The following is a 15,659-nucleotide window of genomic DNA, read 5'->3' on the forward strand; positions in this document are numbered from 1 at the left end:
GCTTACAACAGCCGCGCGAGGTAGTGCCCCGTGTGGCTCGCCGGGTTTGCCGCCACGTCCTCGGGCGTGCCCTGCGCCACCACGGTGCCGCCGCCGGTGCCGCCCTCGGGGCCCAGGTCGATCACCCAGTCGGCGGTCTTGATCACGTCGAGGTTGTGCTCGATCACGACGACGGTGTTGCCCGCGTCGCGCAACTGGTGCAGGACCTTGAGCAGCTGCTCGATGTCGGCGAAGTGCAGGCCGGTGGTGGGCTCGTCGAGGATGTAGAGCGTGCGCCCGGTGGCGCGCTTGGAGAGCTCCCGCGCGAGCTTGACGCGCTGCGCCTCGCCGCCCGACAGCGTGGTGGCGGCCTGACCGAGCTGGATGTAGGACAGGCCCACGTCGAGCAAGGTCTGCAGCTTGCGCGCCAGCGTGGGCACGGCACCGAAGAACTCGTGCGCCTGCTCGACCGTGAGCTCCAGGATCTGCGCGATGTTCTTGCCCTTGTAGAGCACCTCCAGCGTCTCGCGGTTGTAGCGCTGGCCGTGGCAGACGTCGCAAGGCACGTAGACGTCGGGCAGGAAATGCATCTCGACCTTGACCACGCCGTCGCCCTGGCAAGCCTCGCAGCGGCCACCGGCCACGTTGAAGCTGAAGCGGCCCGGGCCGTAGCCGCGCTCGCGCGCGGCGGGCACCTCGGCCATCAGCTCGCGGATGCCGGTGAACAGGCCGGTGTAGGTGGCCGGGTTGCTGCGCGGCGTGCGGCCGATGGGCGACTGGTCGACGTTGATGACCTTGTCGAAGTGCTCGAGGCCTTCGATGGCTTCATGCGCCGCAGGCTCGTCGTGCGATCGGTAGATGGCGCGCGCCACGGCGGCGTAGAGCGTGTCGTTGACCAGCGTGGACTTGCCCGAGCCCGACACACCGGTGACGCAGGTGAACAGGCCCACCGGAAAGCTGGCCGTGACGCCGCGCAGGTTGTGGCCCGAGGCGCCCAGCACGCGGATGGCCAGGCCATTGCCGTCGGATACGGGCTCGGCCTTGGCCCGGCCTTTGGGGCCGGCGGGAAAGCGCGGCTTGCTGGGTGCGGCTGCCGCCGTGGCGCGCGCCACCTGCCACGGCGTGCGCCGCTTCGGCACCTCGATGCGCCGCGCGCCGCCCAGGTACTGGCCGGTGAGGGATTCGGGCGCGGCGACCACGTCCTCGCAACTGCCCTGGGCCACGACGCGCCCGCCGTGCACGCCGGCGCCCGGGCCCATGTCGATCACGTGGTCGGCGGCGCGGATCGTGTCCTCGTCGTGCTCCACCACCAGCACCGTGTTGCCCAGGTCGCGCAGGCGCTGCAGGGTGCCGATGAGGCGGTCGTTGTCGCGCTGGTGCAGGCCGATGCTGGGCTCGTCGAGCACGTACAGCACGCCGGTCAGGCCGCTGCCGATCTGGCTGGCCAGACGGATGCGCTGGGCCTCGCCGCCGGACAGCGTGTCCGCGCTGCGGTCCAGGCTGAGGTAGTTCAGGCCCACGTCGTTGAGGAATTTCAGGCGCTGGCGGATCTCCTGGATCACGCGGCCAGCGATCTCGCCCTTGGCGCCGGACAGGGTGAGCGCGCCGAACCAGCGCAAGGCCTCGCCGAGCGTGACGTGGCCGATCTCGAAGATGGCGCGGCGCTGTTGGCCTTCGCCCACGAAGACGTGGCGCGCCTCGCGGCGCAGGCGCGAGCCGCCGCACTCGGGGCAGGGCTGCGTGGCGCGGTAGCGCGCGAGTTCTTCGCGCACGGTGGCGCTGTCGGTCTCGCGCCAGCGCCGCTCGAAGTTGCGCACGATGCCCTCGAAGGGGTGCTTCTTGCTCACGCGCTTGTTGGCGCGCTCGCCGCCGTCCAGCGCGTACTGGAAGCGGATCTCCTCCTCGCCCGAACCGAACAGCAGCACCTGGCGCACCGCCTCGGGCAGCGACTCCCAGGGCGTGTCCACATCGAAGCGGTAGTGCGCGGCCAGGCTTTCAACCAGCGAGAAGTAGTGGCCGTTGCGCCGGTCCCAGCCCTTGATGGCGCCGCTGGCCAGGCTGAGCGAGGGGAAGGCGACGATGCGCGCGGGGTCGAAGAATTCGGTGTGGCCCAGGCCGTCGCAGGTGGGACAGGCGCCCATGGGCGAGTTGAAGGAGAACAGGCGCGGCTCGAGTTCGGCCACGGCGTAGTGGCACAGCGGGCAGGCGAAGCGCGCGGAGTGGGCGTGCTCCTCGCCCGAGTCCATGTCGAGCGTGATGGCGCGGCCATCGGCCAGGCGCAGCGCGGCCTCGAAGCTCTCGGCCAGGCGCTGGCGCTGGGTGTGGGCGCCGGAAGCGTCGGCTTCGGCACGCACCTTGATGCGGTCGATCACGACGTCGATGTCGTGCTTGTCGTTCTTCTTGAGCGTGGGCAGGGCCTCAGCCTCCACCACCGCGCCGTTGATGCGGAAGCGCACGTAGCCGCGCGCCTGCATGTCGGCGAACAGCTCGGCGAACTCGCCCTTGCGGGCGCGCGCCACGGGCGCCAGCACCATGAGCCGGGTGCCTTCGGGCAGGGCCAGCGTGGCGTCCACCATCTGCGCCACGCTCTGCGCGGCCAGGGGCAGGTCGTGGTCGGGGCAGTGCGGCGTGCCGGCGCGCGCGTAGAGCAGGCGCAGGTAGTCGTGGATCTCGGTGACCGTGCCCACGGTGGAGCGCGGGTTGTGGCTGGTGGCCTTCTGCTCGATGGCGATCGCGGGCGACAGGCCTTCGATCAGGTCCACGTCGGGCTTGTCCATCTGCTCCAGGAACTGCCGCGCGTAGGCGGACAGGCTCTCGACGTAGCGGCGCTGGCCCTCGGCGTAGAGCGTGTCGAAGGCCAGGCTGGACTTGCCCGAGCCCGACACGCCGGTGATCACCACCAGCCGGTGCTTGGGGATGTCGAGGTCGATGTTCTTGAGGTTGTGCGTGCGCGCGCCGCGCACCGACAGCGTGGCGCCGCGCAGGCGCATGGCGTCGCCGAGGTAGCGGGCGTCGGGTTCGGCCACCTTCAAGGGGGCGGCATCGCCCGGGCGCGGATCGGTGGACGGCATGTCGGAAGGCGAAATCGGGTTCAAGGCGCGGGTCGTGCAGGGCAACCGGGCATGATAAACCGCAGCGCATGGCCGTCCGGCGCCCCATCCCCGCCCGGGCCGCATCCGGCGGCCACCGGCCCTGCCCCTGCGCAAGGTGCTGTTTCGCAGATCGAAACGGTGTCTCGACTCGGTTCCACCCCGCGCCCATGATGCGGCGCGAAAGGGACCCCACCATGAGCCATCCCCGCCTGTTCGGCGACCACTTCCTCTGCAGCCTGACCGACGACGAGCAGGCGATGGTCCGGCGCGTGCGCGGGCTCTGCCGGGACACCTTGGGGCCCAAGGCGGCCGAGGTGGCCCGGCAGGACGTGTTCGCCTGGGACAACTTCCGCCTGCTTGCGCGCGAGGGCATCGTCGGCACCGCCTTTCCGCGCCGCTTCGGCGGCACGGACGCGCGCCAGCAACTGCGCATCCGGCTCATCGAAGAGCTGGGGCGCGTCTGCAGCACCTCGGCCTCGCTCATCACGGGCACCGACCTGTCCAGCCGCGCCATCGTGGCCGGCGCCAGCGAGGCGCTGCAGGAACAACTGGTCCCCGGCCTGTGCACCGGCGAGCTGCAGGCCGCCTTCGGCCTGACGGAGCCCGAGGCCGGCTCCGACGTGCGCGGCCTGCAGACCCGGTTCCGCCGCACGGCCGAGGGCTACCGCATCACGGGCCGCAAGAAGTTCATCACCCGCGCGAGCACGGCCGACTGGTTCGTGATCGTGGGCTGCGCGCAGGACGATCCGACCACCTTCCTGGCCGCGCTGGTGCCGCGCGACGCGCCCGGCTTCTCCATCGGCCCCGAGGTGGGCAAGCTCGGCTGGTACGGCGTGCCCATCTCGTCGCTGACGCTGAACGAGGTCGCCGTGCCGGTGTCGCACCGCCTGGGCGCGGAGGGCGAAGGCTTCAGCCTGGCGCAGGACGCCCTGCTGCGCGCCCGCATCGGCCACGCCGCCATGGCGCTGGGCCGGGCGATCGGCGCGGTGGAGATCGCCGCCACCTACGCCGGCGACCGCAGCAGCTTCGGCAAGGCGCTGGGGGAACACCAGGGCGTGCAGTGGATGCTGGCCGACATGGTCACGCAGATCGAGTCCTCGCGCGCCTTGCTGGCGCTGACGGCGCAGAAATACGACCGCGGCGACACCGACGTGGCGACCTACGCCTCCATGGCCAAGCTGCAGGCCACCGACCTGTGCATGAAGGTCGTCACCGATGCGCTGCAGCTCACCGGCGGGCGCGGCTACCTGCAGGACTTTCCCCTGGAGCGCTTCTTCCGCGACGCCAAGCTCAACCAGATCGGCGAAGGCGCCAGCGAAGTGCACAAGACCGTGATCGGGCGCGACTGGATGCGGCGCGCCCGGTCCGCCGAACGCAACCCCTGCCTGCGCGAGGGTTCTCTCGTGGACTACTGATGGAGACCGAGGCCCGATGACCACCCCCGACACCGCCCTCCCGACACGATTCCGTGCCGTTCGCACCCATGTGGTGGACGGCCGCACCGAGAGCCGCCTGGAAGCGCTCACGCTGGACGAGCTCAGCCCCGGCGAGGTGGTGGTGCGCAACCGCTACGCGGGCGTGAACTTCAAGGACTGCCTGTCGCTGCACGGCAAGGCGAAGATCATCACCGGCTTCCCCCGCGTGGCCGGCATCGAGCTGGTGGGCGACGTGTTGCACTCGGACGCCGCCGGCATCGCGCCGGGCCAGACCGTGCTGGTGCACGGCTTCCAGACCGGCATCGCCTTCGACGGCGCCTTCTCGGAGGTGGTCCGTGTGCCCGCGGCCCACGTGCACGCCCTGCCCGCCGGGCTGACGCCGCTGGAATGCGCCACCCTGGGCGTGCCGGCCTTCACCGCGGCCATGGCCCTGGAGCGCTTCCAGATGGAAGGTCTGCGGCCGGACGCGGGGCCCGTGGCCGTCACCGGCGCGGGCGGCGCCGTGGCCTTGATGGCCATGGGTATCCTGGCGCGCACGGGCCACCAGGTGGTGGCGATCACGCGCCGCATGGAACAGGCCGATGCCCTGCGAGCCGCCGGCGCGAGCGAGGTGCTCGACGCGAGCGAGCTGCTGGCCGCGCCGCCGCGCGCGCTGGAGAAGCCCCGCTTCGCGGCGGCCATCGACAACGTCGGCGGCCCCCTGCTGTCCTGGCTGTTGCGCTCCACGCAGGACCAGGGCTGCGTGGCCTGCGTGGGCAACGCGGCCAGCAACAGCTTCGACGGCAGCGTGCTGCCCTTCATCATGCGCTCCGTCAAGCTCGTGGGCATCGTGGCCAACGCGCCCTGGGAGCAGCGGCGCCGGCTCTGGTCGCGCCTGGGCAGCGACTGGAAGCCCGATATCGAGCGGATCAAGCCGCAACTGAGCTTCATCACCCTGGACGAGCTGCTGCCCTTCAGCGAGGCGCAACTGGCCGGACGCAACTCGGGCCGCGCGCTGCTGAGGTTCGAGACAGCCTGACCACCGTCACGGTCACCACCGCCCGGTGCCGTGCATTCACCTGCGCGACCCCGATCGCGCACCGTCCCCGCACCGAATCTCAGACCACGCCCTGCGCCCGCAGGCGCTGCAGCTCCTCGCCACCGATCCCGAACGCGCCGTACACCTCGGCGTTGTGCTCGCCCACCGACGGACCGGTGCGCGGCAGCTTCATCTCTCGCCCCACCACGCGCGGCACGATGCAGGGCGCGGGCAGGCTGCCGCACTCGGGGTCGGGCAGCCGCACGATCGCGCCGCGCGCGATGAAGTGCGGGTCCTGCTCGATGTCCGCGATGGTGTAGGCCTTGCTGAAGGGAACGCCCGCCTGCTCGAGGCGTTCGGCCACGACGGCGTAGTCGTGCCGGGCGAACCACTCGCCCAGCAAGGTGTCGAGTTCCACCAGGTGATTGACGCGCGCCGGGTTGGTGTGGAAGCGCGGGTCGCTGGCCAGCGCCGGTTCACCCATCGCCTCGCACAGGCGCGCGAAGATCGGGTTCGACGAGGCCACCAGCGAGAAGAACTGGCCGTCGCGGCTGCGGTACATGTTCGACGGTGCCGTGTAGCTGGCGCGGTTGCCCTCGGGACGGCGCACCTGGCCCAGCGCTTCGTGCTCCACCGGCAGGCAGTCGAGCAGGCGAAACAGCGCCTCCGTCGCGGCCAGGTCCACTTCCACGCCCCTGGCCTGCGGGTCGCTGCGCAGGCGCACCATTTCCGAGGCGATGGAGAACGCACAGAAGAGGCCCGCCACCGCGTCGCCGACGGGGAAGTTGCTGTGCAGCGGCGGCCCGCCCGCTTCGCCGGTGAGGTTGGTGAAGCCGCTCATGGCCTCGAAGATGCGCGCATACCCGGGCCGCGACTTGTACGGCCCGGTCTGGCCGAAGCCGGTGAGCCGCACCACCACCAGGCGCGGGTTGGCCTGGTGCAGCGTGGCGATGTCCAGGCCCCAGCGGTCCAGCGTGCCGCTGCGGAAGTTCTCCACCAGCACGTCGAAGTGCGGAAGCATCGAGAGAAACACCTCCCGCCCGCGCGCCTGCCGCACGTCGAGCGTGATGCCGCGCTTGCCGCGGTTGGCCACCTTCCACCACAGCGGCACGCCGTCCTTCACGGGCTGCAGGCCGCGCAGGGCGTCGCTGCCGTCGGGCAGTTCCAGTTTCACGACGTCGGCGCCGTGGTCGGCGCACAGGGTCGCGCCCATGGGGGCCGCGAGCACGGTGGCCATGTCGAGGATGCGCACGCCCGCGAGGGAGCCGGCGGAGCTTGAAGCAGGGGTCACGGTGGGTCCTTGGTTCTGCGGCCGCTGCGGGCCACGCCGCGCCGTTGTGCCAGAGCATTCCGCTGCCGACAATCGATGTTTCGCACAGCGAAACAGTGATTTACCCCACCAGTCGGAGATCCCATCATGGCCACCAGGCAAGCAAGACGCAGCATGAGCTCGATCACACTCCCCGGTCTCGTCGACCCCCACGACCTCGCGGAGGACCGCCAGTTCTCGATGAACCTGGCGCGTGGTCTCAACGTGCTGCGCGCGTTCACCGTGGCCGAGCCGGTGCTGGGCAACCGCGACATCGCCGAGCGCACCGGTCTGCCCAAGCCCACGGTGTCGCGGCTCACGTACACGCTCACGCTGCTGGGCTACCTCACGCGCGACCCCGCGCTGCAGAAGTACCGCCTGGGCAGCGGCGTGCTGTCGCTGAGCCACCCGCTGCTGGCGGGCGCGCAGGTGCGCCAGGTGGCGCGCCCTTTCATGGAACAACTGGCGCGCACCACCGGCTGCTCGGTGAACCTGGGCATGCGCGACCGCGCGGATGTGGTGTACCTGGACGCCGTGCGCGCGGACAAGGCCAACCCGCACTGGCCCGACATCGGCAGCACGCGGCCGCTGCTCGCCTCGGCCATGGGGCGCGCGCTCATCCAGAGCCTGCCCCGGCCGGAACAGGCCGCGATCCTGAACTACCTCAAGGTGCACGACCGCGCGCTGTACGACAAGCACCGCGCCTCCTGGGAGGCCGACCAGAAGCTGTTTGCGGCGCATGGCTTCTGCCACTCGCGCGGCGACTGGCGCAAGGACATCCACGCCATCGCGGCGCCCATTCGCCTGCCCGCGCGCGAGCAGCCGGTGGCCATGAACTGCACCCTCATCGGCTACAGCATGCCCAAGGACAAGCTCACCCGCGAAGTGGCGCCGCTGCTGCTGGAAGCGGTGCACCAGATCGAAATCGCCTATGGCGTTCGCGCCACCAACTGAGAGCCGACCGACATGATCCGAGACCCCGAAGGCTTTTCGACACTGCTCGCCGAAGTCCGCCGCTTCGTGCGCGACGAGTGCATGCCGGCCGAAGTAGCCGTGGACCGCGACGACCGCATCCCCGAGCCCCTGGTGGAGCGCATGCGCGCGCTCGGCCTGTTCGGTCACAGCATCCCCGAGGCTTACGGCGGCGCCGGCCTCACCAGCGAGGAGCTCTCGCTCGTGAACATCGAGGTCTCGCAGTGCGCGACCGCCTTTCGCGCGCGCTTCGGCGGCAACACCGGCATCGCCTCCGAATCGCTGGTGGTGGACGGCACCGAGGCGCAGAAACGCCAGTACCTGCCACGGCTGGCCAGTGGCGAGCTGACCGGCTGCTTCGCCCTCACCGAGCCGGAGGCGGGATCGGACGCGACCGCGCTGAAGACCACGGCCGTTCGCGAGGGCGACCATTTCGTGATCACGGGCCGCAAGTGCTTCATCACCAACGCGCCCCTGGCGAATCTCTTCACCGTCTTTGCGCGCACGGATGCCCAGGCCAAGGGCGCCCGGGGAATCACCGCCTTCCTGATCGAACGCGGGGCAAGGGGCCTGTCGACGCCCGAGGCCTACCGGAAGATGGGCCAGCACGGCTCGCCGGTGGGCGAGGTGGTGCTGGAGCAGGTGCGCGTGCCCGCCAGCGCCATCGTCGGTGGCCCGGAACTGGAAGGCCAGGGCTTTCGCACGGCCATGCGCGCGCTGAACAAGCAGCGCATCAACCTGGCGGGCCTGTGCATCGGACCGGCGATCCGCCTGGTCGATGAGATGGTCGCGCGTGCCGCGAGCCGCCGGCAATTCGGGCAGGCCATCGCGGAGTTTCAGCTCGTGCAGCAAATGATCGCGCAGAGCAACACGGAGGTGCACGCCGCGCGCGCCCTCCTGCTGGAGACCGCGCGCAAACGCGACGACGGCCTCGACGTGACGATGGAAGCCTCGATGTGCAAGCTGTTCGCCAGCGAGATGTGCGGCCGCGTGGCGGACCGCGCCGTGCAGGTGTTCGGCGGCCAGGGCTACATCAACGACAACGTGGCCGAGCGCTTCTACCGCGACGTGCGCCTGTTCCGCCTGTACGAAGGCACGAGCCAGATCCACCTCATCAACATCGCCAAGCGGACCATGGCCATGGCCGCGAACGATTGACCGCAACCACAACCAGGAGACAAGCCATGACCCTCAGCCGCCGCACCCTGCTGGCCAGCGCCGCCAGCGCCCTCGCTGTCGCCACCGCGCCGTCCTTCGCGCAGGACAACTTCCCCAACAAGCCGATCCGCATCGTCGTGCCCTTCTCCGCCGGGGGCATCGTGGACTCGATCGCGCGCGCCATCGGCGACAAGCTGTCCGCGCGCTACGGGCAAGCCGTGATCGTGGAGAACAAGGCCGGCGCGGGCGGTGCGATCGGCACGGACCTCGTGGCCAAGTCCGCCCCGGACGGCTACACCCTGCTGCTGGTGAGCCCCGGCTACGCGGTGATTCCCAGCCTGCAGAAGAACGTGACCTGGAACCCCGTTCGCGACTTCAGGTCCGTGGCCGGCATCGGCGTCGTGCCCAACGTCATCGTGGTGCACCCGAGCGTGGAAGCGAACACCTTGCCGGAGCTGATCGCCCTGGCGAAGAAGCGCAGCGCACCCGTGACCTACGGCACCGCCGGCATCGGCACGTCCAACCACCTGGCCGGCGAGCTGCTCGCGCAGGAGGCGGGCATCAAGCTCACCCACGTGCCCTACAAGGGCCAGCCCGACGCCCTGAACGACCTGCTGGCGGGCCGCGTCGACATGATGCCGCTGACCGCCGCGCTGGCCATGCAACACGTGAAGGCGGGCAAGCTGCGCCCGCTGGCGGTGACCACCGCGAAGCGCGCCAGCGCCGCGCCGGAGCTGCCCACGGTGGCCGAAGCCGCCCAGCTGCCCAACTACAACGTGGGCACCTGGTTCGGCCTGGTGGCCCCGGCCAAGGTGCCCGAGCCCGTCATGCGCAAGCTGTCCGCCGACGTGGCGGCCGTGCTGGCCATGCCCGACATGAAGGCGAAGTTCGACACCCTGGGCATGGAGTTCGCGCCGCAGAGCGGGGCCGAGTTCGACGCGCTCGTCAGTGCCGAGTTCACCCGCTGGAGCCGGGTCATCAAGCAGGCCGGCATCGAGCCGCAGTGATGGCGCTGCGCACACCCATCTGCGAGCGCCTGGGCATTCGCCACCCCATCTTCGGTTTCTCGCACTCCGTCGACGTCGCGGTAGCCATCGCCGAGGCCGGGGGGTTCCCGGTGCTCGGGCTGGCGCGCGAGCTGCCGCACGAGATCCCGCACATCCTCGACGAGGTGCAGCGGCGCATGGGCGACAGGCCGTATGGCATCGACCTCATGCTGCCCAGCCGCGTGCCGCAGGCCGCGAGCATCGAGGAGCTGCGCGGCGCGCTGCCCGGCGCTCACGTGGACTTCGTGCAGGGGCTGCGCGAGCGCTTCGGGGTTCAAGCCCCGACGAAGCCGAGCTTCTTCACCACGCAGGTGCGCTCCGAAGCGCTCTTCAACGAGCAGATCGAGGCCGTGCTGGCGTCGAACTGCCGGGGCGTGGCCACCGCCATCGGCCTGCGCGCCGATCTCATCGAACGCGCCAGGGCGCGCGGCAAGCTCACCTTCTCGCTGGTGGGCTCGGTGCGACATGCGCGCAAGGCCATGGACATGGGCGTCGAGGTGCTGGTGGCGCAGGGCTACGACGCCGGGGGCCACACGGGCCCGGTCGGCACCCTGTCGCTGCTGCCGCAGATCATCGACGTGGCCGGTGACCGGCCGGTGCTGGCTGCCGGTGGCATCGGCACCGGCGAGCAGGTGCTGGGCACCATCGCCATGGGCGCGCAGGGCGCCTGGCTGGGCACGCTGTGGATGGCCGCGCGCGAGAACCACACACCGGCCGCGCTGCTGCGGCGGCTGGTGGACAGTGCGAGCGAGGACACGCTGATCACGCGCGCGCACAGCGGCAAGCCCTGCCGCGTGGTGCGCAGCGATTGGATCGACGCCTGGCAGCAGCCCGACGCACCGCCGCCGCTGGACATGCCGCTGCAGCAGGTGCTGACCGGCGACGTGTTCGCCTCCCTGCACGAGCACGACGATGCGCGCCTGATCTACGAAGCCGCCGGACAGAGCGTGTTCGCCATTCGCGGCGAGACGACGGTGGCCGAGCAGATGGCCGATCTGGTGAGCGGCATGGAACGGGCCTGGAGCCGGCTTGAACGACTCACGGCCTGAGCTGCGCCCGCTGCTGGCGCCGCGCTCCGTCGCCGTGATCGGCGCCTCCACCGAGCCGAACAAGGTGGGTGGCATGCCGATCCGGCTGCTGCGCCGGCACGGCTACCCGGGCGCGGTGTACCCCGTGCACCGCACGGCGTCGGAGATCCAGGGACTGCGCGCCTATCCCTCGCTCGACGCGATTGGCGCACCGGTGGACCTGGCACTCGTGGCCGTCCCCGTCGCCGCCTGCGAGGACGCCATGGACCAGCTGGTGCGCACGGGTGCGCGCGCGGCGGTCGTGTTCAGCTCGGGCTTCGCGGAAACCTCGGACGCCGGTGCGCGCCTGCAGCGCCGCCTGGGCGAGCGGGCGCGCGCGGCCGGCATCGCCTTGCTGGGCCCCAACTGCCTGGGGGCCATGAACTTTCACGAACGCCTGTTCGCCACGTTCTCGCCGGTTGTCCTGGGCGAGGCGCCCAGCGGTGGCACGGTGGCCCTGGTCAGCCAGAGCGGCGCGGTCGGCGGCTACGCCTACACCCTGGCGCGCCGGGCCGGCGTGGGCATCGGCCACTGGATCACCACCGGCAACGAAGCCGGTGTGCAGGTGGCCGACGCGATCGACTGGCTGGTGCGCGAGCCCGGCTGCGAATCCATCCTGGTGTATCTGGAGGGCGCGCGCGACCCGGACCGCCTGCGCCAGGCCCTGCTCGCGGCGCGCGCGGCGGCGAAACCGGTCACGGTGGTCAAGGTCGGGCACACGCCCGCGGGTTCGCGCGCCGCGCGTTGGCACACCGGCAGCGACACGGGCGACGCCCAGGCCTACCGGCGGCTGTTCGAGGCCTGCGGCGTTCGCCAGGTATCGACCATCGGTGCGCTGATCGGTGACACCAGAGCACCCGAGGCCGGCCCCTCGCCAGTGAAAGGCACACCCATCGCCCTGTTCAGCGTGTCGGGCGGCGTGGGCATCATGATGGCGGACCGCGCCGAGGCACTGGGCCTGGCGCTGCCGCCGCTGCCCGAGCCCGCCGCGCAGCGCCTGAAGCAGGCCATCCCCTTCGCCTCCACCCTGAACCCGATCGACGTGACGGGGCAGGTTTTCTCGCAACCGGCCGTGCTGGTGCAGTCGCTGGAAGACGCGGCCCGGTGCGGCCACTACCGCGCCCTCGCCGTCTTTCTGGCGGCAGCGGCCCAGGCGCCGGGCGTGTGGCCCCTGCTGCAGGCCTGTATCGCGCGCCTGCGCGCCGATCCGGCGGCGGCGCGGCTCGTGCTCAGCGGCATCCTCGGCGCGGAGCAGCAGGCCTGGCTGCAGGCGCAGGGCTGCCAGGTGTTCGCCGAACCGGCAGGCGCCGTGGACGCGGCGGCCGCCTGATTCCTGGACGCCAGGCGGCCGGAGGACCGGATTCGGCCAGCTGCCGCCCGTCGGCATCCATCACGGACAATACGCGGTTGGCCCGTCGCTCCCTCTGTTCGCCTTGACCGCTTCGCGCACCGCCCCCTCTGCTTCCGACCCGTCGGACGCCGCCCACCGCATGACGCCCGACGAACGCCGCTCGAGCGCGGCGCTCGCCGCCATCTACGCCCTGCGCATGCTGGGACTGTTCATCGTGCTGCCGGTGTTCGCGCTGGAGGCGCGCCACTACCCCGGCGGCGACGATCCGGCCCTGATCGGCCTGGCGCTGGGTGCCTACGGGCTCACCCAGGCCTTCCTGCAGATGCCGCTGGGCATGGCCTCGGACCGTTTCGGCCGCAAACCGGTGATCCTGCTCGGGCTGGCGGTGTTCGCCGCGGGCAGTGCGCTCGCGGCCTGGGCGCCCTCCGTGCAATGGTTGCTGGCCGGTCGGGCGCTGCAAGGCGCGGGCGCGGTCTCGGCGGCCGTCACGGCCTTGCTCGCCGACCTCACCCGCGACGCGGTGCGCACCAAGGCCATGGCGCTGGTGGGCATCAGCATCGCGCTGATGTTTGCCGTCTCGCTGGTGGTCGCGCCGGCGCTGGTGCCGCACGTGGGCCTGCCAGGCCTCTTCCTGATCACGCTCGGGCTGAGCCTGGCCGCGATGGCGGTGGTGGCCTGGGGCGTGCCGGCGGAGCCCGCGCGCCAGGCGCACGCGCCGCGCGCCAGCCTGCGGGAGGTCCTGCAACAGCGGGACCTGCTGCGTGTGAACGTCGGCGTGTTCGCGCTGCACGCCGCACAGATCATGACCTGGCTGTCCGTGCCCACGCTGCTGGCGCGCGCCGGGCTGGCACCGGCGCAGCATTGGCAGGCTTACCTGCCGGCCCTGGTGCTGTCGCTGCTGATCGTCGGCGGCGGCCTGTTCCGGCTGGAGCGCCGCGGCCACTTCCGCGCCGTCTACCTCGGCACCATTGCGCTGCTCGCCCTCGTGCAACTGGGCTTCCTCACGCAGCTCGGTTCAACGAGCCTGCCCGTGCTGGTCGCGCTGCTGTGCCTGTACTTCGTCGGCTTCAACACGCAGGAAGCCAGCCAGCCCAGCCTGGCCTCGCGCCTGGCCGCGCCGCACCAGCGCGGCACCGCATTGGGGGTGTTCAACACCCTCATGTCGCTGGGCATTTTCGTCGGCGGGGCCCTGGGCGGCCTCGTGGCCCGCCACTGGGGCGCGCCGGGCATCTTCGGCGCGAGCGCGACCCTGCTGGCGATCTGGCTGGTGGCGGCCTGGGGCATGCGCCCGGCCACGGTGGCGCGCTGATCAGCGCAGCGGCTGGGACGCGTCGGGCTCGGCGCCCGACCCCGTGCCCGACCCCGTGCCCGGTTCGGTGACGGGGCCCGTGTTCGCTTCGATGCCCGGCTCGCTGCGCCGCTGCAGCTTGCGCGTCATCATGCCGGCCAGCGCGGAATACAGCGGCTGGCTGATCAGCCGCGCAATGAGGCTCGCCAGCATGGCCGCGGCCATCAGACTCAGCACCATCGAGCGGCCATTGATCATTTCCATCACGATGATGAACGAGGTGAGCGGCGCCTGAGTGGTGGCCGCCAGGAAGCCGGCCATGCCCAGGGCGATGAGGCTGGGCGCCAGCAGGCGGGCATCGTCGCCCCCCAGCAGCATCGCCACGTCGTGGCCGATGCCACCGCCGATGGACAGGGAGGGCGCAAAGATGCCGCCAGGCACCCCGCTCCAGGAGGTGAGCCAGGTGGCCACCAGCTTGAGCAGCACGTACAGCGGCGACATGTCGGCCTCGCCCGCGAGCATGTGGCGCACCTGCTCGGCGCCCGCGCCGAAGGTGGCGCCTCCGGTGACCAGGCCGATGACCGCCACGCCCACGCCCGCCACGGCGGCGAAGCGCACCGGGTAGCGCCGGCGAAAGGCGCTGAAGCGGTCGGGCAGCCCACGCAGCGAAGACGCCAGCAGGCGGCTGAACAGGCCGCCGAGTACCCCGCACACCAGCGCCACCAGCAGGCCGGGCCAGAAGGCATGCCAGCTCAGGCGAGGCACCTCGATCGAGCCGAAGTACGTGAGGTTGCCGAACACCGAGATGGCCACGAGGCCCGCCACCACGATGGCCGCGATGATGAGTCCGTTGTTTCGCGACTCCATCTTCTTGGACAACTCCTCGATGGCGAACACCACCCCCGCCAGGGGCGCGTTGAAGGCTGCGGCGATGCCGGCGGCGCCGCCGGCCACCAGCAGCGCGTGCTCGCTCATCGACGAGCCGGGTCGCAACCAGCGGCGGGCGTCGTGCATGACACCGGCGGCCACCTGCACCGACGGGCCTTCGCGCCCCGCCGAGAGCCCGGCGAGCAGGGCACCCGCGCCCAACACGATCTTGGCGAATGTGAGCCGCAGCGACACCAGGCTGGCGCGCATGCCTGGCGTGATGCCGTGGTCCAGAGCGGCCATCACCTGCGGAATGCCCGAGCCGGCCGCGCCCGGCGCGAAGCGGCGCGTGCACCAGACGATCAGCGCCGTCAGGCAGGGTGTCCAGATCAGCACCGCCCATGGCGCCTGACCGTGCAGGTGCTTGAACAGATCGAAGGCGGCCTCGCTGAGCCAGGTGAAGGCCACCACGAACAGGCCCGCGGCAACGGCGTAGGCCAGCACCACGCTGCGATCGACCCAGGTCCGCACGTCCGAAAACTCGTCCTGCAGGTTCTGGAAAAAGTCGGGCTCGCGCTGTCTCATGGAAGCCTGATTATTCCCTCTGCGCCAAATCGCACCGGCGCACCCGGATGCATGGGGCACAATCCGACGGATCAGGACCTGCCGCCTGCCACGGGCGGCACCCAACCGACCCGCAAGGAATCCCCATGGCATCCGTCAACAAAGTCATCCTCGTCGGCAACTGTGGCCGCGACCCCGAAATCCGCTACCTGCCCTCGGGCCAGGCCGTGGCCAACGTCAGCGTGGCCACCTCGAGCCGCCGCAAGGACCGCAATTCGGGTGAGATGATCGAGGAGACGCAATGGCACCGCGTGACCTTCTACGACCGCCTCGCCGAGATCGCGGGGGAGTACGTCAAGAAAGGCCGGCCGATCTACGTCGAAGGGCGCCTGAAGTACGGCAAGTACACCGACCAGGCAGGCGTTGAACGCAACACGGTGGACATCATCGCGACCGAGATGCAGTTGCTCGGCGGACGCGAAGGAATGGGCGGTGGCGACGATGGCGGCGCC

Annotated in this window: 12 protein-coding genes; 9 read left to right on the top strand and 3 right to left on the bottom strand. The window is 71.0% G+C overall.

Annotated features, from left to right (window positions below; translation table 11 throughout):
* Positions 1 to 2 precede the first annotated feature (2 nt).
* Positions 3 to 2,969 (bottom strand): excinuclease ABC subunit UvrA, encoded by a 2,967-nt coding sequence (gene uvrA / locus GTO19_RS00265; RefSeq protein ID WP_291016452.1) that lies wholly within the window; start codon positions 2,967 to 2,969, stop codon positions 3 to 5.
* Positions 2,970 to 3,265: 296 nt separating this feature from the next.
* On the opposite strand from uvrA, the gene GTO19_RS00270 reads away from it, so the two are divergent.
* Together GTO19_RS00270 and GTO19_RS00275 are read left to right on the top strand one after the other, a co-directional pair.
* The gene (locus GTO19_RS00270) at positions 3,266 to 4,486 is read left to right on the top strand and encodes an acyl-CoA dehydrogenase family protein (protein WP_291016414.1); all 1,221 of its coding nucleotides are present in this window, start codon (positions 3,266 to 3,268) and stop codon (positions 4,484 to 4,486) included.
* A 16-nt stretch (positions 4,487 to 4,502) separates the two neighbouring features.
* The gene (locus tag GTO19_RS00275; protein WP_291016416.1) at positions 4,503 to 5,525 is read left to right on the top strand and encodes a YhdH/YhfP family quinone oxidoreductase; all 1,023 of its coding nucleotides are present in this window, start codon (positions 4,503 to 4,505) and stop codon (positions 5,523 to 5,525) included.
* A gap of 79 nt (positions 5,526 to 5,604) precedes the next feature.
* Here the strand turns inward: GTO19_RS00275 and GTO19_RS00280 are convergent, their stop codons facing one another.
* Entirely contained in the window at positions 5,605 to 6,816 is a 1,212-nt protein-coding gene (locus tag GTO19_RS00280; RefSeq protein ID WP_291016418.1) for a CoA transferase, read from the bottom strand.
* Between the two features lie 153 nt (positions 6,817 to 6,969).
* On the opposite strand from GTO19_RS00280, the gene GTO19_RS00285 reads away from it, so the two are divergent.
* The 6 genes from GTO19_RS00285 (at position 6,970) to GTO19_RS00310 (ending at position 13,737) form a co-directional block, all read left to right on the top strand.
* On the top strand, positions 6,970 to 7,788 hold the full coding sequence (locus GTO19_RS00285) for an IclR family transcriptional regulator (RefSeq protein ID WP_291016420.1): 819 nt from the start codon (positions 6,970 to 6,972) through the stop codon (positions 7,786 to 7,788).
* 12 nt (positions 7,789 to 7,800) lie between these two features.
* Positions 7,801 to 8,964 (top strand): acyl-CoA dehydrogenase family protein, encoded by a 1,164-nt coding sequence (locus GTO19_RS00290; protein ID WP_291016423.1) that lies wholly within the window; start codon positions 7,801 to 7,803, stop codon positions 8,962 to 8,964.
* Between the two features lie 26 nt (positions 8,965 to 8,990).
* Positions 8,991 to 9,971, top strand: coding sequence for a tripartite tricarboxylate transporter substrate binding protein (locus tag GTO19_RS00295; protein WP_291016426.1), 981 nt, complete (start codon positions 8,991 to 8,993; stop codon positions 9,969 to 9,971).
* On the top strand, positions 9,971 to 11,059 hold the full coding sequence (locus tag GTO19_RS00300) for a nitronate monooxygenase (RefSeq protein ID WP_291016429.1): 1,089 nt from the start codon (positions 9,971 to 9,973) through the stop codon (positions 11,057 to 11,059). The genes GTO19_RS00295 and GTO19_RS00300 overlap by 1 nt, the downstream gene beginning before the upstream one ends.
* Complete coding sequence (locus tag GTO19_RS00305) at positions 11,040 to 12,407, top strand: CoA-binding protein (protein ID WP_291016431.1); 1,368 nt, start codon at positions 11,040 to 11,042, stop codon at positions 12,405 to 12,407. Before GTO19_RS00300 ends, GTO19_RS00305 begins: the two co-directional genes overlap by 20 nt.
* A 160-nt stretch (positions 12,408 to 12,567) precedes the next feature.
* On the top strand, positions 12,568 to 13,737 hold the full coding sequence (locus GTO19_RS00310) for an MFS transporter (RefSeq protein ID WP_291016433.1): 1,170 nt from the start codon (positions 12,568 to 12,570) through the stop codon (positions 13,735 to 13,737).
* Here GTO19_RS00310 and GTO19_RS00315 read toward each other — a convergent pair whose 3' ends face one another.
* On the bottom strand, positions 13,738 to 15,168 hold the full coding sequence (locus GTO19_RS00315; RefSeq protein WP_291016436.1) for a chloride channel protein: 1,431 nt from the start codon (positions 15,166 to 15,168) through the stop codon (positions 13,738 to 13,740).
* A gap of 125 nt (positions 15,169 to 15,293) precedes the next feature.
* Here GTO19_RS00315 and ssb point away from each other — a divergent pair.
* On the top strand, positions 15,294 to 15,659 hold a 366-nt coding region (ssb, locus tag GTO19_RS00320), incomplete at its 3' end, for a single-stranded DNA-binding protein (protein ID WP_291016438.1).

The organism is Hydrogenophaga sp., assembly GCF_011772445.1.
In the GTDB taxonomy this organism is placed as follows: Bacteria; Pseudomonadota; Gammaproteobacteria; order Burkholderiales; family Burkholderiaceae_C; genus Hydrogenophaga.